Source organism: Streptomyces atroolivaceus (assembly GCF_000717025.1).
GTDB classification, from domain to species: Bacteria; Actinomycetota; Actinomycetes; order Streptomycetales; family Streptomycetaceae; genus Streptomyces; species Streptomyces atroolivaceus.
In genome coordinates, this window is the sequence record NZ_JNXG01000006.1 from 129,304 (window position 1) to 156,057 (window position 26,754).

23 protein-coding genes are annotated in these 26,754 nt (G+C 69.1%); 4 read left to right on the plus strand and 19 right to left on the minus strand.

The annotated features are described in order from the left end of the window. Positions 1-28: 28 nt before the first annotated feature. From amiA to OO67_RS15295, 5 genes are all read right to left on the minus strand, one after another. Positions 29-142: a streptamidine family RiPP gene (gene amiA / locus OO67_RS39775; RefSeq protein WP_243900507.1), complete on the minus strand. Its 114-nt coding sequence runs from the start codon at positions 140-142 to the stop codon at positions 29-31. A gap of 58 nt (positions 143-200) precedes the next feature. After that, complete coding sequence (locus OO67_RS15280; RefSeq protein WP_033300566.1) at positions 201-1,022, minus strand: ABC transporter ATP-binding protein; 822 nt, start codon at positions 1,020-1,022, stop codon at positions 201-203. 19 nt (positions 1,023-1,041) lie between these two features. Continuing rightward, positions 1,042-2,049, minus strand: coding sequence for a FecCD family ABC transporter permease (locus OO67_RS15285; RefSeq protein WP_051709422.1), 1,008 nt, complete (start codon positions 2,047-2,049; stop codon positions 1,042-1,044). After that, positions 2,046-3,179, minus strand: a complete 1,134-nt coding sequence (locus tag OO67_RS15290; protein ID WP_382056657.1) for a FecCD family ABC transporter permease — start codon at positions 3,177-3,179, stop codon at positions 2,046-2,048. Before OO67_RS15290 ends, OO67_RS15285 begins: the two co-directional genes overlap by 4 nt. A 104-nt stretch (positions 3,180-3,283) precedes the next feature. Continuing rightward, a complete protein-coding gene (locus OO67_RS15295; protein ID WP_051709424.1) occupies positions 3,284-4,261 on the minus strand; it encodes an ABC transporter substrate-binding protein in 978 nt (325 codons plus the stop codon). 87 nt (positions 4,262-4,348) lie between these two features. Between OO67_RS15295 and OO67_RS15300 the strand changes: the two genes are divergently transcribed. The 3 genes from OO67_RS15300 (at position 4,349) to OO67_RS15310 (ending at position 7,295) form a co-directional block, all read left to right on the plus strand. Next, on the plus strand, positions 4,349-5,545 hold the full coding sequence (locus OO67_RS15300) for a YncE family protein (protein WP_033300567.1): 1,197 nt from the start codon (positions 4,349-4,351) through the stop codon (positions 5,543-5,545). 397 nt (positions 5,546-5,942) lie between these two features. Continuing rightward, the gene (rpmF, locus tag OO67_RS15305) at positions 5,943-6,113 is read left to right on the plus strand and encodes a 50S ribosomal protein L32 (protein WP_033300568.1); all 171 of its coding nucleotides are present in this window, start codon (positions 5,943-5,945) and stop codon (positions 6,111-6,113) included. 6 nt (positions 6,114-6,119) lie between these two features. Further along, positions 6,120-7,295 (plus strand): GTP-binding protein, encoded by a 1,176-nt coding sequence (locus OO67_RS15310; RefSeq protein WP_033300570.1) that lies wholly within the window; start codon positions 6,120-6,122, stop codon positions 7,293-7,295. Positions 7,296-7,437: 142 nt separating this feature from the next. On the opposite strand, the gene OO67_RS35695 is transcribed toward OO67_RS15310, so the two are convergent. From OO67_RS35695 to uvrA, 5 genes are all read right to left on the minus strand, one after another. Further along, a complete protein-coding gene (locus OO67_RS35695) occupies positions 7,438-8,136 on the minus strand; it encodes a CobW C-terminal domain-containing protein (protein WP_051709426.1) in 699 nt (232 codons plus the stop codon). Between the two features lie 76 nt (positions 8,137-8,212). After that, positions 8,213-8,470 (minus strand): hypothetical protein, encoded by a 258-nt coding sequence (locus OO67_RS39780; RefSeq protein ID WP_033300571.1) that lies wholly within the window; start codon positions 8,468-8,470, stop codon positions 8,213-8,215. Positions 8,471-8,803: 333 nt separating this feature from the next. Further along, entirely contained in the window at positions 8,804-10,975 is a 2,172-nt protein-coding gene (locus OO67_RS15325; protein WP_033300572.1) for an FUSC family protein, read from the minus strand. A gap of 315 nt (positions 10,976-11,290) precedes the next feature. Further along, complete coding sequence (locus tag OO67_RS15330) at positions 11,291-12,412, minus strand: hypothetical protein (RefSeq protein WP_033300573.1); 1,122 nt, start codon at positions 12,410-12,412, stop codon at positions 11,291-11,293. Positions 12,413-12,597: 185 nt separating this feature from the next. After that, positions 12,598-15,066 (minus strand): excinuclease ABC subunit UvrA, encoded by a 2,469-nt coding sequence (gene uvrA / locus OO67_RS15335; protein WP_033300574.1) that lies wholly within the window; start codon positions 15,064-15,066, stop codon positions 12,598-12,600. Between the two features lie 479 nt (positions 15,067-15,545). On the opposite strand from uvrA, the gene OO67_RS15340 reads away from it, so the two are divergent. Beyond that, entirely contained in the window at positions 15,546-16,709 is a 1,164-nt protein-coding gene (locus OO67_RS15340) for a glutathione-independent formaldehyde dehydrogenase (RefSeq protein ID WP_033300575.1), read from the plus strand. A 338-nt stretch (positions 16,710-17,047) separates the two neighbouring features. Here the strand turns inward: OO67_RS15340 and OO67_RS15345 are convergent, their stop codons facing one another. From OO67_RS15345 to dnaK, 9 genes are all read right to left on the minus strand, one after another. Continuing rightward, positions 17,048-18,775 (minus strand): FAD-dependent oxidoreductase, encoded by a 1,728-nt coding sequence (locus OO67_RS15345; protein ID WP_033300576.1) that lies wholly within the window; start codon positions 18,773-18,775, stop codon positions 17,048-17,050. Continuing rightward, the gene (locus OO67_RS15350) at positions 18,775-19,038 is read right to left on the minus strand and encodes a UBP-type zinc finger domain-containing protein (protein ID WP_033300577.1); all 264 of its coding nucleotides are present in this window, start codon (positions 19,036-19,038) and stop codon (positions 18,775-18,777) included. The genes OO67_RS15345 and OO67_RS15350 overlap by 1 nt, the downstream gene beginning before the upstream one ends. Positions 19,039-19,147: 109 nt before the next feature. Beyond that, positions 19,148-19,576 (minus strand): DUF2267 domain-containing protein, encoded by a 429-nt coding sequence (locus OO67_RS15355; RefSeq protein WP_033300578.1) that lies wholly within the window; start codon positions 19,574-19,576, stop codon positions 19,148-19,150. 94 nt (positions 19,577-19,670) lie between these two features. Beyond that, positions 19,671-20,129 (minus strand): thioredoxin, encoded by a 459-nt coding sequence (gene trxA, locus OO67_RS15360; protein WP_033300579.1) that lies wholly within the window; start codon positions 20,127-20,129, stop codon positions 19,671-19,673. Continuing rightward, positions 20,126-22,765, minus strand: coding sequence for an ATP-dependent chaperone ClpB (gene clpB, locus OO67_RS15365; RefSeq protein WP_033300580.1), 2,640 nt, complete (start codon positions 22,763-22,765; stop codon positions 20,126-20,128). The genes trxA and clpB overlap by 4 nt, the downstream gene beginning before the upstream one ends. Continuing rightward, on the minus strand, positions 22,756-23,166 hold the full coding sequence (locus OO67_RS15370) for a chaperone modulator CbpM (RefSeq protein ID WP_033300581.1): 411 nt from the start codon (positions 23,164-23,166) through the stop codon (positions 22,756-22,758). Before OO67_RS15370 ends, clpB begins: the two co-directional genes overlap by 10 nt. Beyond that, on the minus strand, positions 23,163-24,116 hold the full coding sequence (locus tag OO67_RS15375) for a DnaJ C-terminal domain-containing protein (protein ID WP_033300582.1): 954 nt from the start codon (positions 24,114-24,116) through the stop codon (positions 23,163-23,165). The genes OO67_RS15370 and OO67_RS15375 overlap by 4 nt, the downstream gene beginning before the upstream one ends. Before the next feature lie 6 nt (positions 24,117-24,122). Then, positions 24,123-24,728 (minus strand): nucleotide exchange factor GrpE, encoded by a 606-nt coding sequence (locus OO67_RS15380; RefSeq protein WP_033300583.1) that lies wholly within the window; start codon positions 24,726-24,728, stop codon positions 24,123-24,125. A gap of 7 nt (positions 24,729-24,735) precedes the next feature. After that, positions 24,736-26,634 (minus strand): molecular chaperone DnaK, encoded by a 1,899-nt coding sequence (dnaK, locus tag OO67_RS15385; protein WP_033300584.1) that lies wholly within the window; start codon positions 26,632-26,634, stop codon positions 24,736-24,738. Positions 26,635-26,754: the final 120 nt, after the last annotated feature.

Here is a 26,754-nt window from a genome sequence, read left to right on the forward strand (position 1 = left end):
GCCCACGGTCGAGGGTGGTCGACCTCGGTTACTCCTCGGTGTCCTCGAAGGGGTTCTCGACGAGCGCGTTGGAGTGGGAAGCCGAGTCGTGGGCCAGCTGGCCCGGGTCGGCGATCGGCGCGAAGATCTGCTCGTTGTCCATGAACTCTCCTTGTTTATCGGGGAGATACGCCGTTCGGGTGAACGTCGTAACGGCGACACTAATGGAACTGATTTTCATATTCTAGAGCCGGGAGAGGGTGATCTGGGTAACACACCGGCCAGCCGCCCTCGGGGTCCCGGCCGACCCGGCCGGCCACGTTCAGCACGTCCGCCAGCAGTCCCGGCGTGACGACTTCCTTCGGCGTTCCGTCGGCCACCACGCGCCCGTCGCGCAGGGCGACTATGCGCTCGGCGAACCGAGCGGCGTGGGCCAGGTCGTGCAGCACCATCACCACAGTGAGCTCGCGTTCCTCCCGCAGCCGGACCACCGTCTGCATCACATCCAGCTGGTGGTGCAGGTCCAGATAGGTGGTCGGCTCGTCGAGCAGCAGGACGCGGGTGTCCTGGGCGAGTGCCATGGCCAGCCGCACCCGCTGCCGCTCACCCCCGGACAGCGCGTCCACGTCACGGTCAGCCCACTGCTCCACACCGACGTCACGCAACGCCCGACGCACGACAGGATCGTCCCCCTCGCGCAGCATGCCCAGCGGGCCACGCGCCGCGTACCGCCCCTGTCGCACGAGGTGGCGGACCGTCATACCCGGTACGGCCGGCGCGGACTGGTGCAGCAGCGCCACCCTGGCCGCCGTGGCCCGCCGGGAGAGCCCGGCGAGGTCGTCCCCGCCGAGCAGAACGCGCCCCTGGTTCGGTTGCAGCAACCCGGCGGCCAGCCGCAGGAGGGTCGATTTGCCGCAGCCGTTCAGGCCGATGAGGGCTGTGAGCTCGCCTGGCCGTACGGTTACATCGACGCCCTGCAGCACGGATCGTGCGGGGTAGCCGAAGTGGACGTCCTCAAGGTGGATGCCCATGGACTTGGTCATGCTCGGTCCTCCGTCGATGTCAGAAGGTGCGACTCGGCGTACGGCGTACGACGACCAGCAGCAGCGCGGCGCCGAGGCACGCGGTGAGCGCCCCGACCGGAAGCGTGAGCCGCCCGGAGTCCAGCGTCGCGGCGAGTAGCCGCGAGGACAGCTGCGCCGCGGCATCCGCTCCGCACACCACGATCGCGCCCAGCAGGGCGGCGCCGGGGAGACCCACCCGCATGTCCGCGCCGAAGACAGCCATGGCCAGATGCGGGACGAGCAGTCCCACGAAGCCCAGCGCTCCGACCGCGGCCACGGCGCCTGCTGTCAGCGCTACAGCGCACATCAGGGCGAGGGTCCGCGCCCGCCGGACCGAGAGGCCGGCGGACATGGCGATGTCGTCACCGCAGCGCAGCAGGGTCAGCGGCCCGGTCAGCAGCCACGACGCAACCCCCCAGACCAGGGCCCAGGGCCACAGAAGGTGCCAGTGCTCCCACACCCGGCCCTCCGTGGTCCCCACCAACCACTGCACGACGCTCCCGAGCTCCCCCGGCTCCACAAGCAGCACCATGGCGGTGAGCCCGCCGAGCACCGCGGAAACCAGCACTCCGTGCACGGCGGTCTGGGCGGGATCCCCGCCTCCCCGGCCGACGAGCAGCCAGAGCAGCAGCGCACCGGCGCATCCGCCCGCACACGCGGCGAGGACAACGGCCAGGGGTGACTCCCACCCTGCGAGCCCCAAGGCCGTGGCGGTGACCGCACCGAGGACTGCCCCCGGCGTCACGCCTGTCACTTCCGGCCCGGCCAAAGGGTTGCGCAGTGCGGACTGCAGGATCAGCCCTGCCATGGCGAGGCACGCCCCCGCTCCGAGGGCCACCAGCATTCGCGGAAGCCGCAGCTGGAGGAAGATATGACGTTCCGTCGCGTCGCCACCACCGCCCAGCACGTCCCAGACGGCGCCGGGGGACATACCGCGTCCGGCCACCAGTTCCAGCCCGGCGCACCCGACCGCCAAGGCCGACAGTGCTACGAAACGCCACCTCACCGTGGGTCCTCCGTCCCAGTCGTCTCGCCGGGCAGTGGCACAGTGCCGCGGGCGCCGGGCTCCTCCTGGCTGCCGTTCCCCCGCCTTCCGGCAGGAGGTGCCTCGACGTCCGGACGCGGGGTGTCGGTACGCGGTCCAGGCACCAGCGTGCGCACCGCCGCCGTACCCGTTCGACTGCCCTCGGTCATCCGGTCGCGGCGACGGGAACGCATCAGGGCGATCCCCGCGGGCACTCCCAGCAGGGCCGTCCAGGCACCGGCCGGCGTCTCCACCGGCGCCAGTGCCAGCCGCGCCGGGACATCGGCCACCGTCACGACCACGGCGCCCCACGCGGCGGACCAGGGAAGCCAACGCACCGCGCCCGCAGAAGAGTTGAACCATCGCGCCAGGTGCGGAGCGAGGAACCCCACCCATGCGACGGGTCCGCATACGGCCGTCACGGGTGCGATCAGCACGACGGCGATGGCCAGCGCGACCAGCCGCGCCCGCTGGGCACGCACACCCAGCGCCTCGGCATCCTCGTCACCCAGTCGCATGACCGAGAGCACGGGCGCACAGAGCACAAGGGCGGGAGCCGCGACGAGCAGCCACGGCCACAACCCCGTGACGTCCTCCCAGGTCCGGGCGGAGAGGGACCCCAGCAGGTACCGGTAGATGAGCTGAAGGTCCAACTGATCCGCCATGACCATCAGGACCAGCAGCGCGGCCTGCAACGCGGCTGCCACCGCTGCGCCGGTCAGCAGCACTGCAGACGGGCTGCGCCCCAGCCCGGCAGCGAGCAGGGTCAGCCCACCACCGAGCGCGGCCCCGCCGAGGGCGAGCAGGGGCTGTACCGCGGCGGGCAGTGACAGAGTCAGCACCAGCGGGGCGGCCACCCCCAGCGCCGCCCCGGACGAGACGCCCAGCATTTCGGGTACAGCCAGAGGATTGCGGAGCGCCTCCTGGAGGACGAGCCCCGCCGCCCCCAGACAGGCTCCTGCGATCAGCGCCAGCACCAGGCGTGGGACGCGGAGTTCATTGACGACGACCCCGGCCAGCGTGGTGTCTCCGTCCAGCACCGCACCGACCAGCCGGTGCGGTGGGACGTACGGGGTGCCGAGACAGAGTGCACAGACCGAGGCGACGGTCAGCACCGCGATCACCAGGAGGGGTTGCCACGCCCCTGCTGCCCGTGCGCTTCGGCCGGCCCTGCCTGTCCCATGACCCGTCGCAGTGGGTGTCGGGAGGGTTGCACTCACCGCAGCGCGGCCGTGGCCTCGTCGAGCACGATGCCCAGCGAGCGGGTACCGCGCCCCTTGGCCCACGCTTCTGAGTTCACCTCATGGACGGCGCCGTTCTTCACTGCCGGGATCTTGCTCCAGAGGGGGTTCTTCGCCAGCTTCTCCGACAACTTGCCGTCCGCCCCGCCGAAGCTCATCGTCTCGACGAAGAGCACGTCGACGTCCCGGGCGAGGATCTCCTCGAGGCTGTAACTGCCTTCCACACCACGAGACTTCCACGGGTAATCGGCGATCTTGGGGAACAGACTGGCGGCCACGTCACCTTCCGGGGTCGCGACGCCGAAGTTCTCATCGCTGCCGTAGATGATGAGGGCGGTCTTGTCGCTGGGGGCTTCCTCGGCCTTGGCGAGCTTGGCCCGGAAGACTTGCTCCGCCTTCTCTCCTTCGGCGGTGCGGCCGGTGAGGGCGGCGGTGTCGCGCAGGTATCCCACGCTGTCCTCCCACGTCTCGGGCTGCATGGCCCAGAACGTGGTCGCGCCCTTCAGCGCGGGGGTGAGCTTGCCGTGGGTGTCCCCGAGGCCGATCACGAGGTCCGGCTTGTGGGAGAGAATCGCCTCCACCTCCGGGGCGATGAATCCACCGGGGATGACGTCGACCTCCTTGGCCTCGGCCTCCCCGAGGAAGCGGGGGTGAGCGAGCAGCGCACTGTTGGTGGCCGTCGGGACGATGCCGAGTTCGGTCAGGATGTCGTCGCAGAGCGCGAACAGGCAGACGATCCGCTCCGGCTTCTTCTCCAGGGAGATCTTGACGCCGTTCACGTCGGTCAGCTCCGTCGCTGCCTTGATGGGTTCGACAGTGACCTCGGTCTTGGGGGCGGGCTTTGCCTTGTCACTCACGGACCCGTCGGAGGACGTGCCGCAGCCGACCAGGACGGAACCCGCAACCAGTGCTGTGAGCCAACTACGAACGGATCTGGACGGTGCGCGCAGCATCGAAGCCCTCGCTTCTCCTCAGGAACCTGGAACGCACTGAAGATACATGATAATCATTTTCAATCGACCGGAAACGTTGGAGGACATATGACCGCCGCCGCCGCGCTACTAGTCTCCGACCACGTGGACGGCTCAGTCAGCGTGCTGACCGTGCCGGACGGCACCGTCACGGGGCGCCTCACCGGGCGTCACCTCTCCGAACACGCCGGGTTCTTGGCCCTACCCGAAGGACGGGTGGCCTGCGTCGACGAACGCCGGGGAGAGCTGCTGGTCCTCAACCCTTTCGACGATGAGCTCGTAGAACTCACCGTCCCGGTCGCCGTGCCGGCGGAGCATCTGGCCTGCGATCCGTCCGGACGCCGACTGGCCATCACGACCGGCCTGGGCAAGAACATCGAGCCTTGGTCGGACCTGTTGACAGTCGTCGACCTCGCGACCGGAGAGGCCGCACGGGTACGCACACGCGCCGGGGAACCGGGGGTGACGGTCCTTGGCGGTGGTGACCCGCTCGTCGTCGTGCGGCACCGGCAACCCGGCGCGCTCGCCGTACACCGGTTTGCGGATCTCCTCGCGGCTCGGCCGGGCTGCCCCACGGTCACGCCTGACATGGTCCTGCCGCTGCCTGACGACGGCCACGGTGACGCCCAGGACCCCCACTCAGGCCGGGTGTTCGCCGCCACGAGCGAGGGAGTACATCCGGCACGCAGGAGGGCTGACGAATTGGCGGCCGAGGCGGTGATTCCGTGGAAGTCACCCGCCCGAGGCTGGTACCTGCGCCTCGACACTCACCGACGGGCGTTGTGGAGCACACTACGCGGCGGCCACCCGGACCCGTTGCGGTGGCCGGACTGGACGAACCAGGCGTGGCGCCACGACTTGGTGACGGGGCGCACGCACCTCACGGACCTCGGCCCGGGCCTGGTCTTCCGGCTGGCCCTCGCCCGTGATCACACGGCCTTCACCCGCATCCATCCCGACGGTGACGAACTGGTTCTCCTGTGCGCCGACGACACCCTGCGCCGCGTCCCCCTCCCCGCCATGGACGGTGCGCCGTCTCGCGGCGGCACTCCCTGGGAAGGCGTCCAACGCCGAGCGGTGGCCGCCTCGCCCGGCTCCGACTGGGTCGCCGTCACACGGGGCGGCCACGGAGAGGTGCACATCTTCGACGCGCGGACGGGTCACGAAGCGACCCGCCTCAAGACGAGTACACCCCTGCATCATGGAGGCCATGCGGTGTTGCGTAGCTGGAACGACAGCACCGACGGCGACCCCGTAGGGCGTTGAAGGACACTCAAGGTGGCGCACCCCTGTCAGCGCACGGACCACGCTTCACCGGCCGCCGGAGACAGGGGGAGCAGTATCACCAGCACTACCGGTGCCACGTGCCGCCGCACCTGCGCCGGACACCAGCGCAGGATGCAAGGCAGGGGAGCAACCGCTCCCGCCCGCACTGCTGCAAGACCCCCGGTTCCGGTCGTCCACCCTTTCGCCCGTGGCGCAACGGGAACGGTGTACGCAATGAGCAACCTCAAACCGCGAGAGGACGCCGGAGGGGGGCGAGGAGTACGCCGCCCCAGGAAGAATCACGGGCGGAGAAACGGCTTCACGCCTACCGAGCCATTTGATATTGACTATCATTTTCATATAGCGTTCGTTGCCTACGCCGGCCCAGGAGGTCTCCATGGCAGTCCCGAAGCGGAAGATGTCCCGCAGCAACACCCGTCACCGCCGTGCGCAGTGGAAGGCCACGACGCCTCAGCTCGTGCCGGTCACCGTCGACGGCTCCGTTTACCAGGTGCCGCAGCGGCTGGTGAAGGCGTACGAGCGCGGCCTCCTGCACCCCGAGGACTGATCCTTCATGGCGCAGGACCTGCTGCCCGTCACCGTGCTCTCAGGATTTCTGGGAGCCGGCAAGACCACACTGCTCAACCATGTCCTCGGCAACCGCGAGGGCCTGCGAGTCGCAGTGATCGTCAACGACATGAGCGAAATCAACATCGATGCGGCGCTGGTGCGCGGGGGCGAGGCGGCACTCTCACGCACCGAGGAACGCCTGGTCGAGATGACCAACGGATGCATCTGCTGCACCCTGCGCGACGATCTCCTCGAGGAAGTGGACCGACTCGCCCGTGAAGGTCGCTACGACTACCTGCTGATCGAGTCCAGCGGCATCTCGGAACCGATGCCGGTGGCCGCCACCTTCTCCTTCCCACGCGACGACGGGGCGACGCTGGGCGACCTCGCACGGCTCGACACCATGGTCACTGTGGTCGACGCTGCCAACTTCCTGCCGGAATTGGCCGGAGGTGACGGCCTCGCCGAGCGTGGACTCGACCAGTACGAGGATGACGAGCGCACGGTCAGCGACCTGCTCATGGACCAGATCGAGTTCGCCGACGTCATCGTGCTCAACAAGCTCGACCTCGTGGACGGACGAGAGCGTGAGCAGCTCACCGCCGCGCTCACCCGCCTCAACCCTGCGGCCCGGATCGTGCCCGTCAGCCGTGGGCGCGTCGAACTGTCCGAGGTTCTCGGTACCGGCCTCTTCGACCTGGAACGGGCCCAGCAGGCTCCCGGATGGGTGCGGGAGCTGAACGGGGACCATATGCCGGAGACCGAGGAGTACGGAATCTCCAGCACGGTCTTCCGTTCGGACCGCCCCTTCCATCCCGACCGCCTGTGGACGTTCGTCACCGACGGGCTCGACAGCGGCCGGTACGGACAGGTGCTGCGCTCCAAGGGCTTCTTCTGGCTGTCCAGCCGGCCGAATGTGACCGGTCTCTGGTCGCAGGCGGGATCCGTGGCCCGCTTCGAGCCGTCCGGCGCACGTGAATCCGGGACCACGCAGGGTCAGGAACTGGTCTTCATCGGTACGGATCTGCGCGCGGAGACACTCCACGAAGCGTTGTCCGCATGCCTGATGTCCGAGGGTGAGGCGCGGCCCGCGGCCGATCCCTTCCCCGAATGGGACACGTACGGCATCGACGACTCGTGTGAGCACGAGCACCCGGACGCCTTGGCAGCGCACCCCTGAGAACTCCGGGCCGGGCGGTGGTCGCAGCCACGGCATCGTTCGGTCCGGCCCGTACCGCATACGAGTGGGCCCCGCCGACCATGACATCGGTCGACGGGGTCCGTTTGCGCCTGTCGCAGGACTCCCCTCCACCGGGGGGCCGTCACCCGAGCAACGGGCCGGGCACCGCCGCCCACGCATCCCTGCCCTGCGCCAGCTCACGGTCGGTCAGCAGAACCTCGTCGAGCGCCAGTCGGGTGGCCTGCTTATCGAGATCCACTCCGGTGAGGACAATCTCGTTGCGCCGCTCCCCGTAACAGTCGTGCCAGAACCACGACGCGAGGGTGCGTCTCTGAGGTGTGGCGGCCTGCCAAGCGCGCGTTTCCTCCTGCTCCAGCCACCTGCCCGCCTCTCGCAGGTCCAGGTGTGCGCCCGCGGAGCGCCAGGTGACCACGGAATCGGGACGGCTGGAAAGCCACGGATGGCCTCGGCTGCGTACGACTCCCCTCATGACCTTGGCGAGGGCGTCGGCCAGGCGTTGCGGGTGGACGGGACGGCGGGCGCGCCACCGCACAGACTCGACGGAGGGCTCGAGGTGGGCGGATCCGCGCCGGATACCGGGGATCATCATGGGACCCAGGCGCGCCAGCCACTGTTCACCGAAGTCGACCGGCCATGGACGCACACGGTGCTTCTCGTCGGCGGACGGGTCGAAAAACGGAGCGTTACCGTTGATCTGCTCGACCAGGGAGGTGGGGTCGGTGGAGGTGAGCAGGCTCCCCGATGTGTCGTAGGCATTGGTGGTCTTCTCCGCGCTCGCAGAGGTGGCCGTTTCGGGGAAGTAGCCGCTGCCCTTCTCCACTCACGTCGCCGTCGCCGAGGTTCCCGTGGGGATGGCGACGGATTCGGATTGAAGGCCTCGTCTTGGGTGTAACTGGCTACGTTGCCGTCCTCGGGGAGGCGCCCATCGCGTCGGTGGCGGTGGCGATGTCGTTGTCCGGGCCCCAGGACTTCGAGCGCTTGTGCCCGAGGGGGTCCTCGGTCGTCTTGGTGCGCCAGTAGCCGTCGACCGTCTCGAGGGTGTTCTTCCCTCGCGGGTCGGTGATCTGGACGAAGCCCTCACTGCTGGTGTTGTCCGGGCCCAGCGCCCAGTTGAACACGGAGGTGTTGCCTGCTCCGGTGGAGTTGTTCACCACGCGGTTCAGGGAGGCGACCTTGGCGTCGCTCCAGGTGAACCTGGTCTGCCGCCCCTCCCCCGTGGCGACCTCTCCTGGCCGATCAGCCGGCCGCGGCCGCCCGGGGTCTTGGGCCGCAGGTATTCGCGGTAGTGCGGGTAGACGTTGCGGCGTGCGTCCTGGGAGGTCTTGCGGGCGTAGAAGTGGCTGGTGACACCGAGGCGCAGAGCTGTGGCCGGGTGACTGCCGCTGCTCCCACGGCGCGGCAGTGCTCGGTCAGGACGCGGGCGCTTGGCTCGCGGCCGGAAGACTGTTGCCTCTCCAGGAGGGCCGACGCTTGTCGTCGTCGGAACGTCACCCACCCCGGTGCGCGGGTTCTGAGCCACCGCCTTCAGCCTCCATGGCCTCCCGCACCCGCTGCTCCTCGCGCACGGAGCCGACGTCGCGCTCCAGGGGGGTGCGGCTTACGGCTGTCGCGAGGTCCTCCAGGGCGCGCTTCTGCAGGTCCGCCTCGCGTCGTAGCGCTGGTCTCCGGGCACCGGCGCCCTCCCACACCTGGAGAGCTTTCTCCACGCGTCCCCAGTCCGGTTCCCTGTGCTCGCGCATGTCGGCTGCCGCCTGCGCCGTGTCCGTTTCCAGGGCCTTGGCGAGCCCTTCTGCCTCGAGAGCGAAAGGGTTGTCGTCCTGCGGGACGCGGTTCTCCATGAGCGTTGCTGCCCTGTCGAACCCTTTGAGTGCCTCCTGTGCCTCCTCCGCCTCACGCGAAGTCAGGCCCCTGGGGCGGACCGGTTCCTGCTTTGCCCGGTCGTATGCCTCCTGCCAGGCGGCACGCGCTTTTCTGCTCGCCAATTGGGCACTGCGCATGTCGGCACGGCGTTCCCTGGTCGGTCCGGCGTAGTTGCGGAGCACTGCGGCCGCGTAGCGGCCGTTGGCGGCGAGCCAGTCCGCAAGCCGTTCCGGCAGCCGGGGCGTCTCCCATGCAGGGAACACCGCGTAGGCCAGCATTGCCAGGGCTCCGCCCAGCAGAGTGAGTACCATCCGTTCCGGGACTGTCTGTTCCCATGCCTGGCCGCCCATGCCGAGCAGGAAGACGACGTACGCGGCAGTGAAGCACTGGGAGTAGGCGTAGCCGGTGCGGATCAGGGTGTACGACAGGCCCGCCGAGACCACCGCCAGCGCACCGAACACATGGGCGTCCGGGCCCAGGGTCCGCACCACTCCGGTGGCGAGCACGACCCCCACCAGAGTCCCGGCGAGACGGGCGACCGCACGCGCGTACGTCCGGTGGAAGTCCGGACGCATCACCATCACCGAGGCGATGGGTGCCCAGTAACCGTGGCCTAGGGGCAGCCGGTCGGCGATGAGATAGCCGAGCGTGGCTACCGCCGCCAGCCGAACGGCATGCCGGAAGACGGGCGAGTCGTGGTGGAGCTCACGACGGACCGCCCGCACGATGACCGGAAGCAGCCGGAACATGGTCGGGCGCACCAGGAACTGAACGTATGCGGGGCCATGTTGCGCGGGCGTCCTTCTGTGCGCGTTGCCGCACTCAGCGATCTCCAGCGCCTCACCGAGCAGTGCCGCGAGCCTCTCGGCGGCCTGCCGCGCGGGCCCCTCGAGCACCTCGTGCTCCTCGTCTCCACGCAGGAGGTCCACAGTCTTGGGCGGTACCTCGACGGGGGTGCCGCGGCGGATCGACCGGGCGGCAGCATCCAACACGTCGGCGGCCGCATCGAGCAACTCCCGCGCGCGGTCCCTCCCAGGTCCCTCCGCCGGGGCGCCGACGTCCGGGTCGGCGAGCGCAGCGATGGCCGGCACAATGCGCTCGGCAAGTCCTCGCGGCCCGTGGAGGACGGTGGGGCGGGTGCGAGCCTGTGATGGCGTGACGGCGGCTGCGTCGCGGGCTGTCATCAAGGGCTCCGGGTCGAACCGGGCGGTCGGGTCGTGGCGGAGCCGGCGGGCGTAGTCCGCCACGGCGGCCAGGGCGTCGGCGAGCGCGTCACGATGTGCCCCCCATCGGCGGATCGGGAACAGCAAGATCAGCACGGCCTGCACCACTCCCCCGAGCGCGATGATTCCGGCGTGCTCCAGGGCTCGTCCGACGCTCGTGGGCAGGGTGATGGTCACCAGCATGCTGCCGACCGTCGTCGCTGCGATGATCCCAGCGGTCGATCCGACTGCCCACGCCAACCCCGCGCCAAAGGTCCACAGGGCCAGCAGCGGAAGGAACGTGACGAGTTGCCCCGCCGCCAGGTAACCCACCAGGGTACTGAGCGCCAGCCCAGCGCCGGCGCCGAGCGCAATCGCCTTGCGCGGGCGCCAGGTGCGCTGGAAGGTGGCCCCACCCGCCGAGAAAGCGCCGAGGGCGGCGGATGCGGCGTAGGCAGGGGAGCCGAGCCATAGGGCCGGCCCGATGACGAGTGCCACACCGACGGCCGTGCGCAGCGCGAGCAGAGGCTCCAGCCGCGTCTCCTCGATTTTGAGCCCGGATCGAAGGACTTCCCTGAAGGCCCGCGTCCACGTCACGGACGTGAGCCCAGCCGGGAGGCCAAGCCGGGGCGCGTCGGCCTCTCGTCGATTCGGCCGTCGTGCGGTAGGGCCTCCAGGGCGGTGCAGAAGCAGGGTGAAGGCCGCAGTTCCTGGGACTGAACGCTGCTACTGCGGACGCCTCTGGCCGAAGCTCCGGCAAACACCGACCAGCCTACGTACCGATGAACAACCGATGTGCCCTCCGCCAGCCCGGTCACCAGACGCACCATCACGTTCGGGTCATCGGCGCCGCCCAGGAGACGGGCGCGAGCCGTACTCCATCGCCATCGGCCCCTGTGCGTGTTCATGCAGCTAGCCATCGTTGTCGTCCTGGAGCATGTGGCGACGTTCCTGTTCGCGCTTGGAGTAGGCGGCTGCTCGGATTGCTTCGTCGCTCTCCAAGCCTGATCCCAGCGCGCCGCCCACTGTTGCGGTCGAAGCCACGAACCATGACAGCGTCCAGTAGTCCGTGGCGTTCAACGGGGTTCGTGTCATGGAAGCGAACACTTGGTCGTTGAGGATGAACAGCGCCCACACGAAGTTGATGACCATCAGGCCCGCGTAGCAGACGAGTACCCCGATACCCACGGTCAGTACGGTCGAGGTGTTGTAGAGAGCCGCCCTCTGCCTCGCCTCCGGCGAAGCCTCCGCTGTTCGATGCCACAGGTTCGCGTCCACGATCAGCCAGCCGATCATGAGCCCGACGGAACCGACCGTGGCGATGACGAGGCGTGGCGTGCTCAGGGACGCGGCCAGGCTCCAGACGGTGGAGTTCACGGTGGCGACGGCTCCCGTGGCGAGTGCGGCCGCCAGGGCTTTCGAAAGGCCCGGCACCAGCCGCCACGGCCGGTTGGCGCGGACCATACCGGCGAGCACCCTGAGGTAACCACGCGGCCCGCTGGCGACGTAGCGCAGATCGGCGAACTCCTCCTCATCGACCGGTCCGGGATGGATAGGTGCGAGACGACCGGCGAAGGGCCCCATCGGTTGCTGGCTCCGTGGAGCTCCCGCAGCCCCGGTGGCGCGCCGGCCTGCCAAGCTGATCACGACTTCTTCCACGGCCCGCCGGGCCTTTCTCTGCAGCCGCCAGCCCCCCAGCGATGGAAGGGACAACAACGCCACTCCGTGTTCGTGACTCAGATCCACGACGAGCTTGCGCCTGTGTGAGTGCAGCGGAAGGTCGGTAAGAGCCACGACGATGTCCCAGTTCTCCGCACTACCGCGGTCCACGATCCGGCGCATCAGGGTGGGCGGGTCCTCAGCCCCTGCGGTGAAGGGCTCGCTGACCACTTCGACGTCGAACCGTAGCCCGTGGCCTGACTTGGCGGCGAGCCGAGCAGGAAGGGCCCGTGCCAGGCGCTTCGCAACCTCGGTCGGTGCGTCCGGGTCCGCGAGGAGGGCCACGACCGTAACGCCCTGCGACGACGCCTGCATGACTGGATCCTTCTCGTTGTCTGTCCCCGCGACCGCAAGTGTCCACAGAATGCCCCCGGGGTGGCCTCGGCGCTGCGATGACACGCTGGCCCCCGCCGGTCGGTGCAGGCGGCACGTCCAGATCTCCTCGTTCTCCCAGTACGGGGCCTGCGCCCTGTGACCGGTTCTCCCACCTCGCGCCGTCGTCAGGATGCCGCGAGCCGGGCCGCGAGATAGGGCGCGGTGGCGCTGCGGCGGGCCCTCGCCACCTTGGCCGGCGGCCCCGCCGCTACCACCCTCCCGCCGGCGTCGCCGCCGCCCGGCCCGAGGTCGATGACCCAGTCGGCGGTGACGATCGTGTCCAGGTCGTGCTCGACGAGGACGACCGTGTTGCCCGCGTCGACGAGCCGGTGCAGCTGTCGCAGCAGCAGTGCGACGTCCGAGGGGTGCAGCCCAGCCGTCGGCTCGTCAAGCAGGTAGAGCGCGTGGCCTCGGCGGGCTCGCTGCAGTTCGGTGGCCAGTTTGATGCGTTGCGCCTCACCACCGCTGAGTTCCGTCGCGGGCTGTCCCAGTCGCAGGTACCCCAGTCCCACCTCGCGCAACGTCTCCAGACTGCGGGAGGCGGCCGGGACGGCGGACAGGAACTGGGCGGCGGCATCGACGGACAGCCCCAGCACTTCCGCGATGTTCTTGCCGCGGTAGGTGACTTCCAGCGTTTCGGCGTTGTACCGGGCGCCCTGGCAGGTTGGGCACGGCGCGTAGGTGCCAGGCAGGAAGAGCAGTTCCACCGCGACGAAACCTTCGCCCTGGCAGGTCTCGCACCGCCCTTCGGCCACGTTGAAGGAGAACCGCCCGGCCGAGTAGCCGCGTGCCCTGGCCTCGTCCGTGGCCGCGTACAGCTTGCGCACCGCACCGAACATCCCCGTGTACGTGGCCAGGTTGGACCGGGGAGTCCGGCCGATGGGCCGTTGGTCGACCCGGACCAGCCGGTCGAACGACTCGACCCCCGAAGCGTCCTGGACGTCAACCTCCAGCTGCGCCTCGTCGGGCTCCTCGAGGACCAGTCCGAGGTGACCTCGGACGACCTCGGCGAGCACCTGCGTCACCAGCGTCGACTTTCCGGAACCGGACACGCCCGTCACCGCCGTCAGGACGCGGAGCGGTACGTCGGCGGACACATCGTGCAGATTGTGGCGGGATACGCCCCTCAGGTGCAGCCAGCCATGCGGTGTGCGCGGGCGGTGATCGAGGGGTTCGACGCGCCCGAAAAGGTACGTGCTCGTGGCCGACTCCTCCACCCGCTCAAGACCGGCGACGGGGCCGCTGTACAGCACGCGCCCGCCGCCCTCGCCGGCGCCGGGGCCGATGTCCACCACCCAGTCCGCCCGCCGCACGACGTCCATGTCGTGCTCCACGACGAAGAGCGAGTTGCCCGCCGCCTTCAGGCGGTCCAGCACGTCCAGCAACGGTTCCGCGTCAGCCGGGTGCAGGCCCGCGGAGGGTTCGTCGAGGACGTAGACGACGCCGAACAACCCCGAGCGCAGCTGCGTGGCGATCCGCAGGCGCTGCGCCTCGCCCGGCGACAGTGTCGTCGAGCGGCGCCCGAGGCTGAGATATCCGAGGCCCAGGTCGAGCAGTACGTCGACCCGCGCGACCAGATCGCCGCAGATCCGGACCGCGACCTCGGTCGTCTCCCCGGATCGGGCGGTCGACGTGGTGGCGTCTGCCCCGGACCGCCCCGCGACCGGCCGCAGCAGCGCTGCGACCTCGGTGAGCGGCATCGCGTTGATCTCGGCTATGGAGCGTCCGGCGAAGGTCACGGCAAGCGCCTCGGGCCGCAGTCCGCTGCCGTGACACTCCGGGCAGGGCACACTCCTGACGAACCGGAGCGCCCGTTCGCGCATCTTCTCGCTCTTGGAGTCGGCGAGGACGTGCATGACGTGCTTGCGGGCACTCCAGAACTTGCCCTGGTAGCCGTAGTCGACGCGGCCCTCCTCCGGCTCGATGTACACGGAGGGCTGCTCGTCCGTGTACAGCAGCCAGTCCCGGTCCTTCTTCCTGAGCCTGCGCCATGGCCGGTCGATGTCGATCCCCAGACCGCTCACGACACTGCGCAGGTTGGCGCCCTGCCAGGCGCCCGGCCAGGCGGCGATCGCCCCCTCGCGGATGCTCAACGAGGGGTCCGGGACGAGCAGGTCCTCGGCGACGTCGTGGACGACGCCGAGTCCGTGGCACTCCGGGCAGGCGCCGGCCGCGGTGTTGGGTGAGAACGCCTCGGCTTCCAGCCGTGCGGCCCGGGGCGGATAGGTGCCGGCGCGGGAGTACAGCATGCGCAGCAGATTGGACAGCGTGGTGATGGTGCCGGCCGTCGAGCGCGAGCTGGGTGACCCGCGTCGCTGCTGCAGGGCCACGGCCGGTGGCAGTCCGGTGATTTCCTGCACGTGCGGTGCGCCGACCTGTTGCAACAGCCTTCGGGCGTACGGTGCTACGGACTCGAAGTAGCGCCGCTGCGCCTCAGCGTAGAGCGTCCCGAACGCGAGCGAGGACTTGCCCGAACCGGAGACGCCTGTGAAGGCGACCATCGCGTCCCGCGGAACGTCGACATCGATGTTCCGCAGGTTGTTCTCACCGGCGCCCCGGACATGCACGAAGGGGTCGCTCGCGTCCTTGTCCACCCTTCCTGAGTACCTGATTGCGCCAGGAACCGCACGACAGGCGCCCTCACCGGGCCTCGCTCACACGAGCCTCCGGAGTGTCCCGGGTCCATTTTCGATACACGACCTGGCTAGGTGGTCGTGCCGTGACGGTGACTCACATGAGTCCTGCCCGGGTGACGAACACGGCGGCGACGACGAGCGTCCTGCGGGTAGGGGTGGCGCGGCAAAGATCCGGGGCACAGCCACTGGGCCGTACGACGGCAGGGACGGGCGGCCCTGGATTCACTCCGCCTCCCTAAGGCACCCGGCCCGGTGGCTCGTCGCGCGTTCGCCACGCCGTCCGGCCGGTGCCACACTGGTCGGATGAGCCCGGCGCGGACCGGCGCCGACGAACGGCCGCGACGAGTGCCCTGGAGAAGTGAGCGGATCACCCGCGCCCTGCCGCCGGGGACGGCGACTCGGGGCCGTGGCCGAGTGATCGGGAAGCGTGGCTCGACATGAAGGCAGTGGTGTACAACGGCCCGCACGACGTCAGCGTCAGCGAGGTCCCCGACGCCAGGATCGAACATCCCAACGACATCATCGTCCGGATCACCTCCACGAACATATGCGGCTCGGATCTGCACATGTACGAAGGGCGTACGTCCTTCGAGCAGGGGCGCAGCCTCGGGCACGAGAACATGGGCGAGGTGGTGGAGGTCGGCTCCGGGGTCAGCAAGGTGAAGGTGGGCGAGTACGTCGTCCTCCCCTTCAACATCGCCTGCGGATTCTGCAAGCAGTGCGAGCAGGGACTGACGAACTACTGCCTCACCATGCAGCCCGAGCCGGCCCTGGCGGGAGCGGCGTACGGGTTCGCGGAGATGGGGCCGTACGCCGGTGGCCAGGCGGAGTACCTGCGCGTCCCCTTCGGTGACTTCAACGCGCTGCGGCTGGGCGAGGACGCCGCCGAGCGGCAGAAGGACTACGTGATGCTTGCGGACATCTTCCCGACGGGCTACCACGCCACGGAGATGGCCGGGGTGAAGCCGGGCGACCAGACGGTGGTCTTCGGGGCCGGACCGGTCGGGCTGATGGCCGCGTACTCCGCCGTGCTCAAGGGGGCGGGGCGGGTGTGGGTCGCCGACCATCATCCGGACCGGCTGGCGCTGGCTGAGCACGTGGGCGCGATCGCCATCGACACGAGCAAGGAGGACCCCGCCGAGGTGGTCAAGGAAGCCACCCTCGGGCTCGGCGCGGACAACGGCTGCGAGTGTGTCGGCTACCAGGCCCACGATCCGCAGGGCCAGGAGGACGCGTCCCTCACGCTCAACCAGCTCATCGACTCGGTGCGCTTCACCGGCCGGCTCGGCGTCGTCGGCGTGTTCCTGCCCGAGGACCCCGGCGGGAAGGAAGCCCAGAACGATCTGGAGGCCCAGGGCAAGATTCCTCTGGATTACGGGCTCATGTGGTTCAAGGGCCAGAGCATGGGCACCGGGCAGGCACCGGTCAAGCGCTACAACCGCGCCCTGCGTGACCTGATCGCCGGCGGCGAGGCCGAACCCTCGTTCCTGGTATCGCACGAGCTGCCGCTCGACGAGGCGCCCAGCGCGTACGAGAACTTCGACACGCGGCAGTCCGGGTGGACGAAGGTGGTCCTGCACCCCGGGTCCGTGCCCGCGTAGACCGGGACTCCGCTCCCGACGGCGGCGGCAGCGCCCGGCGAGGACAGCCCGCTGCCGAATTGTGCTCCAGCCCTCGAAGGCGGTACCGCCTTCGAGGGCTGACCTTCGTCGACCGGCCGGCGGGGTCGGGCAGGAATTCCTGCCTGACCCCCAAGTCTCTCCGGGGTCAGGCGGCGCTCAACTCGTGCGTGTGGGCACCACCACTCCCCCAAGGCGGTCGTCCAGGCTGGACGGCCTCCGGACAAGCGATGCCGGCACCTGCAAGGAATACGACCAGGTCGTGGTCGCTGTAGGCCCGCGGTTGCCAGAGGATCCGTGCCAGGGCCCGGACTGGCCCGTCACGTCCGACGCCCTTCAGGGCCTGCGGTGCGGACCAGGTTGCCGGCGTTTTCCCGGTGCTCGTGCACGAGACGGATCGCCATGGCACCTTCACCGGTGGCCGAGGCAACTCGTTTGACCGAGCCGCTCCTGACGTCGCCGGCTGCGAAGACCCCGGGAAGGCTGGTCTCCAGCAGCAACGGACCACGGCCTAGCGAGTCCCACCGGGTCGCTTCGGCGGCAGCCTGGGCGTCCGCCCCGGTCAGGACGAATCCCTTCTCGTCCAGGGCGAGCACGCCCTTCAGCCACTCCGTGCGCGGGCGGGCCCCGATGAACACGAACAACGCGGCGGCCCGCAGCGTGCGGCGCTCACCATGTGCGTTGTCCTCGACGCTCAGCGACTCCAGTTTCTCCCTCCCGGAGGCGCCCCGGACTTCGGTGTGGAGCAACACCTCGATCTTCGGGTGCCGTTCCACCTGGTCCACCAGGTAACGCGACATGTCCGCGTTGAGGTCGCTGCCCCGGACGAGGAGGTGGACGCGGGACGCGTGGTGGGCCAGGAACAGCGCCGCCTGTCCGGCGGAGTTGCCCCCGCCGACAACGGCGACCGGGTCCGCCTCGCAGAGACTGGCCTCGTGCACGGTCGCCGCGTAGTAGACGCTGATGCCCTCCAGACGGTCGATGCCGGGCACCTCGAGTCTGCGGTACCGGACACCTGAGGCGAGCACCACGGCGTCCGCCCGGACTTGGGACCCGTCTGTGAAGGTCACCACGTACTCGTCGTCCTGCGGGGTGAGCCTGTTGACCTGGGCCGGAACCATGAGACGGGCACCGAATTTGTGGGCCTGGAGCACCGCGCGTTCGATGAGTTCGCCTCCGGAGATGCCCGACGGGAAGCCGAGGTAGTTCTCGATGCGGGACGAGGTGCCTGCCTGGCCTCCGGTGGCCACGGCGTCGACGGAAATCGTGGTGAGGCCGTCGGAGGCCCCGTACACGGCTGCAGCGAGTCCCGCCGGTCCGGCGCCGACCACCATCACGTCGCACTGGGCGGCCTTCGGCGTGGGAGCGGGCAGCCCGATGAGCCTGGCGAGTTCGGCGTTACTCGGATTGCGCAGCACCCGCTCGCCCTTCCAGAGGACCACCGGGGTTTCCTCGGGGCGGATGGAGAACCGGCGCAGCAGCGCCTCAGCCTCCTTGTCCCTTTCCAGATCCAGCCAGCGGTGGGGCAGCCGGTTGCGGGCGGCGAACTCACGCAGGCGCAGCGTGTCCCGCGAATAGCACGATCCCAGGATGCGGAAGCCTGCGCCGAGGCCGATGAGCAGATACCGCCGGCCCAGATAAGCGCGGAGGATCAAGTCGCCGAGTACGGGGTCGCGACCGACCAAGGTGCGTTGGCGCTCCACCGGTATCGCCAGGATTTCGCCTGCCTCACGCACCATGGCGGTGTCGAACGCCGCCTGCCCCTCCAGCATCCCCAGTTCACCCAGGAACCTGCCCGGTCCGTGTGCCGCCACCGTGCGCTCCTCCGGCCCGCCGTGGTCCTGAAGGATCTCGACCGTTCCGCTGAGGATGGCGAGGAACTCCCGGAACGGCTCGCCCTCCCGGTACAGCACCTCACCTTCCGTGGTCCTGCGGCGCTCACCGTGCGCGGTCAGGTCCTGAAGCTGTTCCGGTGTCAGGCGCGGGAACGCCCCGTATCGGTCCGGCGTCTCGCGGGCGGCACCATTCTTGTGCTGGGCAGTACTCATCAGACCAAAGCCTCGTGGACGTAGCACCAGCGCCAGTCCTCGCCCGGTTGGAAGGACTGCACGATGGGGTGCTCGGCACTGCCCGCGTGTCGGCGGGCGTGTTTGAGGGGTGAGGAGTCGCAGCAGCCGACGTGCCCGCAGGTGAGGCAGAGCCGCAGGTGCACCCACGGGGAGTGCTCCCTGAGGCACTCCTCGCAGCCCTGCGGGGTACGCGGCGTCACTGGCCGCACCATTGCCAGGTGCGGATCCGGAATCGTGGTCATGACGTTCTCCTCTCGTGGATGGTCACTCGGCTGCGGCTCCCGCGATGGTTTCCAGTCCGGTCGCGGGCGCTCACGCAGGAGTCCCAGGCCATGACGACCAGCCCGACGGCTACGGCAGTACGACGGCCAGCGAGTTGGGCAGGCCGGACTTGAGGTGATTCCACTCCCCTTCGCTGACGTAGCGCTTCAGGGCCTCCAGCACGGTCTGCACTACCGCTTCGATACCGCCGTCCACCGCGTAGGGGAAGTCGTCCCTCACGCACTGGAAGAACTCCTCGCCGGTGAGTTTCACCGGTGACTCCGACGGCTTCCATCCGTCGTAGTAAACGCCCCTGATCAGGGTAGGGAGCTGTGCCCCGAGGTGCGCCGCCCCGTCGACGGAGAGACGGTCCCGTAGCCGGTGCAGGACGGCGCGCAAAGCGGCGTACGACTGTTTCCGGCGGTCCTTGGGCCAGCCGTTGGCTTCCTCGATGTCCCTGAGGAGCCGATTGGCTTTGTCCACCATGGTATCGAAGGAGGTGAATGTCGTTTCACTCATTTCCAGGCTCCTATCGGTACCGGAGGGGAGATCGGACGTGCGAGGGGTACGGTGCGGTCCCGGGGTGCCCTTGTGGTGGTCTGGCCATGGTGACTCACCGCCCCGCAGTGGTCTGCCGGCCTTCCAGGGCCTGCTCGACCCACTGACGCAGGACGTGCGCCGGTGCCGCACCGGCCTGTCGGGCGACCGTCTCGCCCCGGTCTTGGACGAGCAGCGTGGGCACTGCTTGGACCTCGAACCGCCTACTGACTCCTGGGTTCCTGTCGATGTCGACTTTGACGAGCTTGATCCGTCCGGCGAGGTCGCTGGCGACCTGTTCGAGGGCGGGGCTGACCATGCGACAGGGCCCGCACCAGGTGGCCCAGAGGTCGACGACGACAGGCTGGACGGCGTTGTCGGCGACTTCGGTGAAGTCGTCGTCCCCCGCGTCGACGACCCAGGGCAGCGGCTGCTTGCAGTGGCCGCATTTTGGGCGCCCGTCGGCGGCAACAGGAATGCGGTTGTCGCGCCCGCAGTGCGGGCAGGTCACCATCGTTGTGCGTGTGGTGTTCACGCTGCCCTCGCCTCCCGGGCCTCTTCCTGCTGGTCGTAGGTGACCACCAGCTCTCCGTGTTCGGCGTCGACGCGGACCGTCGCGCCGTCCTGGACGTCCCCGCGCAGAAGGGCGCGCCCGACCAGCGTCTCGACCTCGTGGGAGATGTACCGCCGCAGCGGCCGTGCCCCGTACACCGGGTCGTAGCCCTGGTGGGCAATCAGCTCTCGGGCCGCATCGGTGAGTTCCACGTCGATGCGGCGTTCCGCCAGCCGCTGACGCAGTTCGTCGAACTGCAGCTCCACGATTCGTTCGATCTGCCGCTCACCCAGCGGCTTGAACAGCACGATGTCATCGACGCGGTTGAGGAACTCGGGACGGAAGTGTCCGCGCAGCTCGCCCATCACCAGGGCTCGGGCGTCAGGCTTGATCTCACCCTCGGCGGTGGCGCCGTCGAGGAGGTGCTCGGAGCCGATGTTGGACGTCATGATGATCACGGTGTTGCGGAAGTTGACGGTGCGGCCCTGAGCATCGGTGATGCGGCCGTCATCGAGGATCTGCAGCAGGGTGTTGAAGACGTCGCTGTGTGCCTTCTCGATCTCGTCGAACAGCACAACCGAGTAGGGCTTGCGGCGTACGGCCTCGGTGAGCTGGCCGCCTTCCTCGTAGCCGACGTATCCGGGTGGTGCGCCCATGAGCCTGCTGACGGTGTGCCGCTCCTGGTACTCACTCATGTCGAGGCGGACCATGTTCTCCTCGGAGTCGAACAGCGCCCGGGCGAGAGTCTTGGTCAGCTCGGTCTTGCCGACGCCGGTGGGGCCGAGGAAGATGAAGGAACCGATGGGGCGGCGCGGGTCGCGGATGCCGGAGCGGGCGCGGATGATGGCGTCGGCGACGAGGTTGACGGCCTCGTCCTGGCCGACGACGCGCTCGCGGAGGATCTCGTCCAGGCGCAGCAGCTTGTCGCGTTCACCCTCCTGCAGGCGGGTGACCGGGATGCCGGTCCAGGCGGCGACGATCTCGGCTATCTCCTCTTCGGTGACCACCTCGCGCAGCAACCGGTGCTGTCCCTGCCTGGTGGCCAGCTGCTCCTCCTCCGCTGCGAGTCGGCGCTCCAGCCCCTGGAGCCGGCCGTATCGGAGTTCGGCGGCACGGTTGAGGTCGTAGGCGCGTTCGGCCTCCTCCGCCTCGTGGCGGACCTGCTCCAGTTCCTGGCGCAGCTCCTGCACACGCCGGATCGCCTGCCGTTCGGCCTCCCACTGGGCGTGTTTGGCGTCGGCTTCACCGCGGAGGTCGGCCAGTTCCTTGCGCAGTTCCTCCAGGCGGGTTTTGCTGGCGGGGTCGGTCTCTTTGGAGAGGGCGGCTTCCTCGATCTCCAGGCGGGTGACGCGGCGGGTGATCTCGTCGAGTTCGGCCGGCATGGAGTCGATCTCGGTACGAAGCCGGGCGCATGCCTCGTCGACGAGGTCGAGGGCCTTGTCGGGCAGGAATCGATCGGTGATGTAGCGGTGGCTGAGGGTGGCGGCGGAGACCAGTGCCGTGTCCTGGATCTTGACGCCGTGGAAGACCTCCAGGCGCTCACGCAGTCCGCGCAGGATGGAGATGGTGTCCTCGATGCTGGGTTCGTCGACCAGGACCTGTTGGAATCGTCGTTCGAGGGCTGCGTCCTTTTCGATGTGTTTGCGGTACTCGTCGAGGGTGGTGGCGCCGATCATGTGCAGTTCGCCGCGGGCGAGCATCGGCTTGAGCATGTTCCCCGCGTCCATAGCTCCTTCGGCGGCGCCCGCACCGACGACGGTGTGCAGTTCGTCGACGAAGAGCAAGATGCCGCCTTGTGCAGCCTTGACCTCACTGAGCACAGCCTTGAGGCGTTCCTCGAACTCACCTCGGTATTTGGCGCCGGCGACCAGGGAACCCATGTCGAGGGCGAACACGATCTTGTCGCGGAGCCCTTCGGGGACATCTCCGCGTACGATGCGCTGGGCGAGGCCCTCGACGATGGCGGTCTTGCCCACGCCGGGGTCTCCGATGAGCACCGGATTGTTCTTTGACTTGCGGCTCAGGATCTGGGTGACGCGGCGGATCTCGGCGTCCCGGCCGATGACCGGGTCGAGCCTGCCTTCCTTGGCCTCGGCGACGAGATCGCGACCGTACTTCTCCAGGGCCTCGTAGGCCACTTCGGGGTTGGCGGAGGTGACCCGCTGGTTGCCGCGGACCTGGGTGAGCGCGCCGAGGAACGAATCCCTTGTGATCACTGCCTGGCTGAGCAGACGCCCGCCGGCTGTTGATGCGCCCTCTTCAGCCAGGGCGAGCAGGAGGTGCTCCACGGACACGTATTCGTCCTTGAGGCGTTTGGCCTCCCGTTCAGCGGCGTCGAGCAGGCCTGCGAGGCGCTGAGTGACGAAGACCTGGCCGGGTGCCGCACCGGGGCCGGTGACCTTCGGGCGCCGGGAGAGTTCCTCGCGCACGGCCGCGCGCAGTTCGTTCGGCTCGGTTCCGGCCTGTTGCAGCAGCCGTGGGATCAGACCGTCCTCCTGATCGAGGAGTGCGAGCAGCAGGTGTTCTCCGTCCACTTCGGTCTGCCCCATGCGGCCGGCTGCGGTCTGGGCCTCCTGGATGGCTTCCTGGGATTTCTGTGTGAGACGGTTCATGTCCATGGGGGTGTATCACTCCTCGTGCCGCGGCCGCGCAGGGCGGTTTCGAGCAGACTGATGCGGTCGAGCAGGTCGAGCACCAGGCCGATGGATGCGTAATTGAGGCAGAGTCCGGAGCGCAGCCGCTGGATACGGGCAAGTGCCGCTGGGGCGTCGCGGTGGAAGACCAGGTGGCCGGCGGCATCGCGTTCGGCGTCGACCAGCCCGAGGGCGACGAACCGGCGGACCAGATCAGGATGGAGACCCGATCGCCGGGCCACGGCCTCCAGGGAAAGTCTTGGGGCGGGAACAAGCGCATACCGGGCAGCCGTCGAAGTGGTGGCGGCATAGGTGACCGGCTGTGCCGGACGGTCGCCTGTACCTGACCGGCCGATGCCTGCCGCTCCCGTGGGTCGGTCGTTCATCGCGTCCTCCTGGGGTCGAACGAGGAGGTTGCGGCGAGCTCCTCGAACAGTTCACGCTCCCGTTCGCCAAGCGTGGGTGGCACCATGACGCGGAGTTCGGCGTACAGGTCGCCGTTCGCACCGCGCGGGTTCGGCATGCCCTCGCCGCGCAGCCGCAGCCGACGGCCGCTGGACGAGCCGGCAGGCACTGTGACCTTGGCTGTGCCACCGCCGGGGGTGGGTACCGGCACGGTCGCCCCCAGGGCCGCCTCCCAGGGGGTGACCGGGACCTGCACGTGGACATCGCGGCCGTCCAGCCGGAACTGAGGATGGGACCGGATCCGCACTCGCAGGTGCAGGTCGCCTGCGGGGGCAGCGCCGCTGCCCCGTCCGCCCTCTCCCGCCAGCCGGATGCGCTGCCCGTCGGTGACGCCCGGCGGGACGTCGACCTCGTAGCGCCGCGGCTGCCCGGTGGACCCGGCGAGTGTGACGGTACGGCGGCCGCCCTTGTACGCCTCCTCGACGCTGAGCGGCAGTTCGGCCTCCTGGTCGGCTCCCGGAACGCCTGCGGAGCCGGCGCCTGCGCCGAAGAGCGAGCCGAGCAGATCCTCGATGTCGACATCCTCAGCTGAGAATCCATCGCCGAAGCCGGTGGTGTACCGGACGCCGGGGCCGCCCCCGCCTGCGGTCCGACGGGTACGGAATCCGCCGTCCGCTCCGGCCGCGACCCGGTCGTCGAAGTCTTCGGGGATCTTGCGGAAGTCGTCGCCGAAGCGGTCGTAGCGTGCCCGGGTCTTCGGGTCGGACAGGACGCTGTATGCCTCGTTGAGGTCCTTGAAGCGTTCCTCCGCCGCCGGGTCCTTGTTGACGTCGGGATGGTGTTTGCGGGCGAGCTTGCGATATGCCTGCTGGATCTCGTCCTGGCTCGCGGTCCGCGACACTCCCAGCACTTCGTAGAGGTCCCGTGCCATGACAGATCACTCCCGCTTCGCGACAGTAACGGTGGCGGGCCTGAGCTGCCGATCGCCGTCTCCGTAGCCCGGGCGCAGCACCTGCACGACGGTGCCCGGCTCGACGTCGGGGTCATCGACCACGCTGACGACCTCGTGCCGGGCCGGGTCGAAGGCGACGCCGGTCTCCGCGTGCCGCGGGTAGCCGAGCAGTTCGAAGACATTTACCGCCTGGTCGCGGACTGCCCGGATGCCTTCCACGATCGCATCCGAATCGGCGTCGGCGTGGGACAGGGCGAGTTCGAGGTTGTCGAGAACGGGCAGGAAAGCAGCAGCGGTACGGGAACGCTCGACCGTCCGCTCCCGCTCCAGCTCCCTGACATGACGCTTGCGCAGGTTGTCGAGGTCGGCGAGCGCGCGCCGCCAGCGGTCCTCCAGTTCCTGCATCGCGGTTCTGTGCTCGTCCTCCGCTGGTGCAGGGCCGGCGGCGTCGGGTCCCGGCTCGTCGTTGATCGCTTGCGGCCGGGGCGGCGGGCCGGGTTGACGCGAGTCCTCGCCCGGAGGGTGTACGGCGCCTCCCGGGGCCGGTTCGGCCGGCGTGGCCCGGTCGGGTTCTTGGGGGTGGCGGGGCATGGCGGCATCAACCCTTGTCGAACTCGGCGTCGATGACATCGTCGTCACCGTTGCCACCGCTCGGGGGAGCGCCGGTGGCGGCGTCCTGGCCCGGGCTTCCTGTGGCGGTGGCACCCTGCTGGGCAGCCAGTCCGGCGAGGACCTGCTGGAGTTCGGAGGCCAGTGGCCGCACACGCTCCACGCCCGCCTCTTCCTTGACAGCCGCCCGGGCATCGGAGACGAGCATCTCGGCGCGTGCCTTCTCGTGCGCGGGGGCGGCGTCGCCCAGTTCGGCGAGGCGCTTCTCGACCTGGTACGCGACGGCGTCGAGCTCGTTGCGTGCGTCGACGGCCTCGCGGAGCTCTCGGTCCTGGCCCTGGTTGCGTTCGGCCTCCTGGACCATGCGCTCGACCTCACTGCGGTCCAGGTTGGAGCTTTCGCTGATGGTGATGCCCTGTTCCTTGCCGGTGTCGCCGTCGCGCGCCTTGACATTGAGGATGCCGTTGGCGTCGATGTCGAAGGTGACCTCGATCTGGGGTTCGCCTCGCGGCGCCGGCCGGATGTCGGTGAGCTGGAACCGGCCGAGCACCCGGTTGTCGGCAGCACGCTCGCGCTCACCCTGGAGGACGACCACATCGACGGCCGGCTGGTTGTCCTCGGCCGTGGAGAACGTCTCGGTACGCCGCACCGGGATGGTGGTGTTCCGCTCGATGATCTTCGTCATGACTCCGCCGCGCGTCTCGACGCCCAGCGACAGGGGCGTGACATCGAGCAGCAGGACGTCCTTGACCTCGCCCTTGAGCACCCCGGCCTGGATCGCGGCGCCCAGGGCCACGACTTCGTCGGGGTTGACGCTCATGTTGGGGTCCTTGCCGCCGGTCAGCCGGCGCACCAGGGCCTGGACCGCGGGTATGCGTGTGGAGCCGCCTACGAGGATGACCTCGTCGATGTCGCTCTCACCGACCTTGGCGTCGGCCATTGCCTGCTGGACGGGCTCCAGGCACCGTTCCACGAGGTCACTGGTGATCTGCTCGAATGTGGACCGCATGACGGAGTCGGTGAGGTGTTTGGGACCCGAGGCGTCGGCGGTGATGAACGGCAGGCTGACCTGCGTCTGGGTCACCGAACTGAGCTCGGTCTTGGCTTTCTCCGCCGCTTCGAACAGTCGTTGCAACGCCTGCGGGTCATTACGCAGGTCGATGCCGTTCTCCTTCTGGAAACCGTCTGCGAGATGGTCCACCAGACGCCGGTCGAAGTCGTCGCCGCCCAGGTGGCTGTCCCCAGCGGTGGAGCGCACCTCCACCACGCCGTCGCCGACGTCGAGGATGCTCACGTCGAAGGTGCCGCCGCCCAGGTCGAAGACGAGGACGGTCTCGTGCTCCTTCTTGTCCATGCCGTACGCGAGGGCGGCCGCCGTCGGCTCGTTGATGATCCGCAGCACCTCCAGACCCGCGATCCGACCGGCATCCTTGGTGGCGGTGCGCTGGGCGTCGTTGAAGTAGGCGGGCACCGTGATCACCGCCTCCGTGACGCGCTCCCCCATCTGCTTGGAGGCGTCGTCGGCCAGTTTGCGCAGCACCTGCGCACTGATCTCCTCAGGCGCGTGCAGCTTGTCGCGCACCTTGAAGCGGGCCGCCCCGCCGTCGCCCTCGACGACGTCGTACGCCACCGCTTTCGCCTCGTCGGAGATCTCGTCGAAGTGCCGGCCTATGAATCGCTTGGCTGAGTAGATGGTGCCCTTGGGGTTGAGGATCGCCTGGCGCCGGGCCATCTGGCCCACCAGGCGCTCGCCGGTGTCGGTGAAGGCCACCACGGACGGTGTCGTGCGGTTACCCTCGGTGTTGGGCACAACGGACGGCTCGCCGCCCTCCCACACGGCGATCACCGAGTTGGTGGTGCCCAGGTCTATGCCCACTGCCCTGGCCATGAGGAACTCCTCCCGGTGCTGCGGCTTGCGCCGATTCTCGGTTCACTTTCGTTCAGGTAGGGATAGGACCTCCGCGAGTGGCCCGCATCTCGACAGGTACTGCGTCGCCGCGACCACCTC

Excerpts from the sequence above, each read along its gene's own strand:
- dnaK (WP_033300584.1), bottom strand. The coding sequence starts at position 26,634 with ATGGCCAGGGCAGTGGGCATAGACCTGGGCACCACCAACTCGGTGATC.
- OO67_RS15350 (WP_033300577.1), bottom strand. The coding sequence starts at position 19,038 with ATGACCACGATTCCGGATCCGCACCTGGCAATGGTGCGGCCAGTGACG.
- OO67_RS15355 (WP_033300578.1), bottom strand. The coding sequence starts at position 19,576 with ATGAGTGAAACGACATTCACCTCCTTCGATACCATGGTGGACAAAGCC.
- OO67_RS15280 (WP_033300566.1), bottom strand. The coding sequence starts at position 1,022 with ATGACCAAGTCCATGGGCATCCACCTTGAGGACGTCCACTTCGGCTAC.
- OO67_RS15295 (WP_051709424.1), bottom strand. The coding sequence starts at position 4,261 with ATGCTGCGCGCACCGTCCAGATCCGTTCGTAGTTGGCTCACAGCACTG.
- OO67_RS15380 (WP_033300583.1), bottom strand. The coding sequence starts at position 24,728 with ATGCCCCGCCACCCCCAAGAACCCGACCGGGCCACGCCGGCCGAACCG.
- OO67_RS15310 (WP_033300570.1), top strand. The coding sequence starts at position 6,120 with ATGGCGCAGGACCTGCTGCCCGTCACCGTGCTCTCAGGATTTCTGGGA.
- OO67_RS15340 (WP_033300575.1), top strand. The coding sequence starts at position 15,546 with ATGAAGGCAGTGGTGTACAACGGCCCGCACGACGTCAGCGTCAGCGAG.
- clpB (WP_033300580.1), bottom strand. The coding sequence starts at position 22,765 with ATGGACATGAACCGTCTCACACAGAAATCCCAGGAAGCCATCCAGGAG.
- amiA (WP_243900507.1), bottom strand. The coding sequence starts at position 142 with ATGGACAACGAGCAGATCTTCGCGCCGATCGCCGACCCGGGCCAGCTG.
- OO67_RS15345 (WP_033300576.1), bottom strand. The coding sequence starts at position 18,775 with ATGAGTACTGCCCAGCACAAGAATGGTGCCGCCCGCGAGACGCCGGAC.
- OO67_RS15370 (WP_033300581.1), bottom strand. The coding sequence starts at position 23,166 with ATGAACGACCGACCCACGGGAGCGGCAGGCATCGGCCGGTCAGGTACA.
- OO67_RS15375 (WP_033300582.1), bottom strand. The coding sequence starts at position 24,116 with ATGGCACGGGACCTCTACGAAGTGCTGGGAGTGTCGCGGACCGCGAGC.
- OO67_RS15300 (WP_033300567.1), top strand. The coding sequence starts at position 4,349 with ATGACCGCCGCCGCCGCGCTACTAGTCTCCGACCACGTGGACGGCTCA.
- rpmF (WP_033300568.1), top strand. The coding sequence starts at position 5,943 with ATGGCAGTCCCGAAGCGGAAGATGTCCCGCAGCAACACCCGTCACCGC.
- OO67_RS15330 (WP_033300573.1), bottom strand. The coding sequence starts at position 12,412 with ATGCAGGCGTCGTCGCAGGGCGTTACGGTCGTGGCCCTCCTCGCGGAC.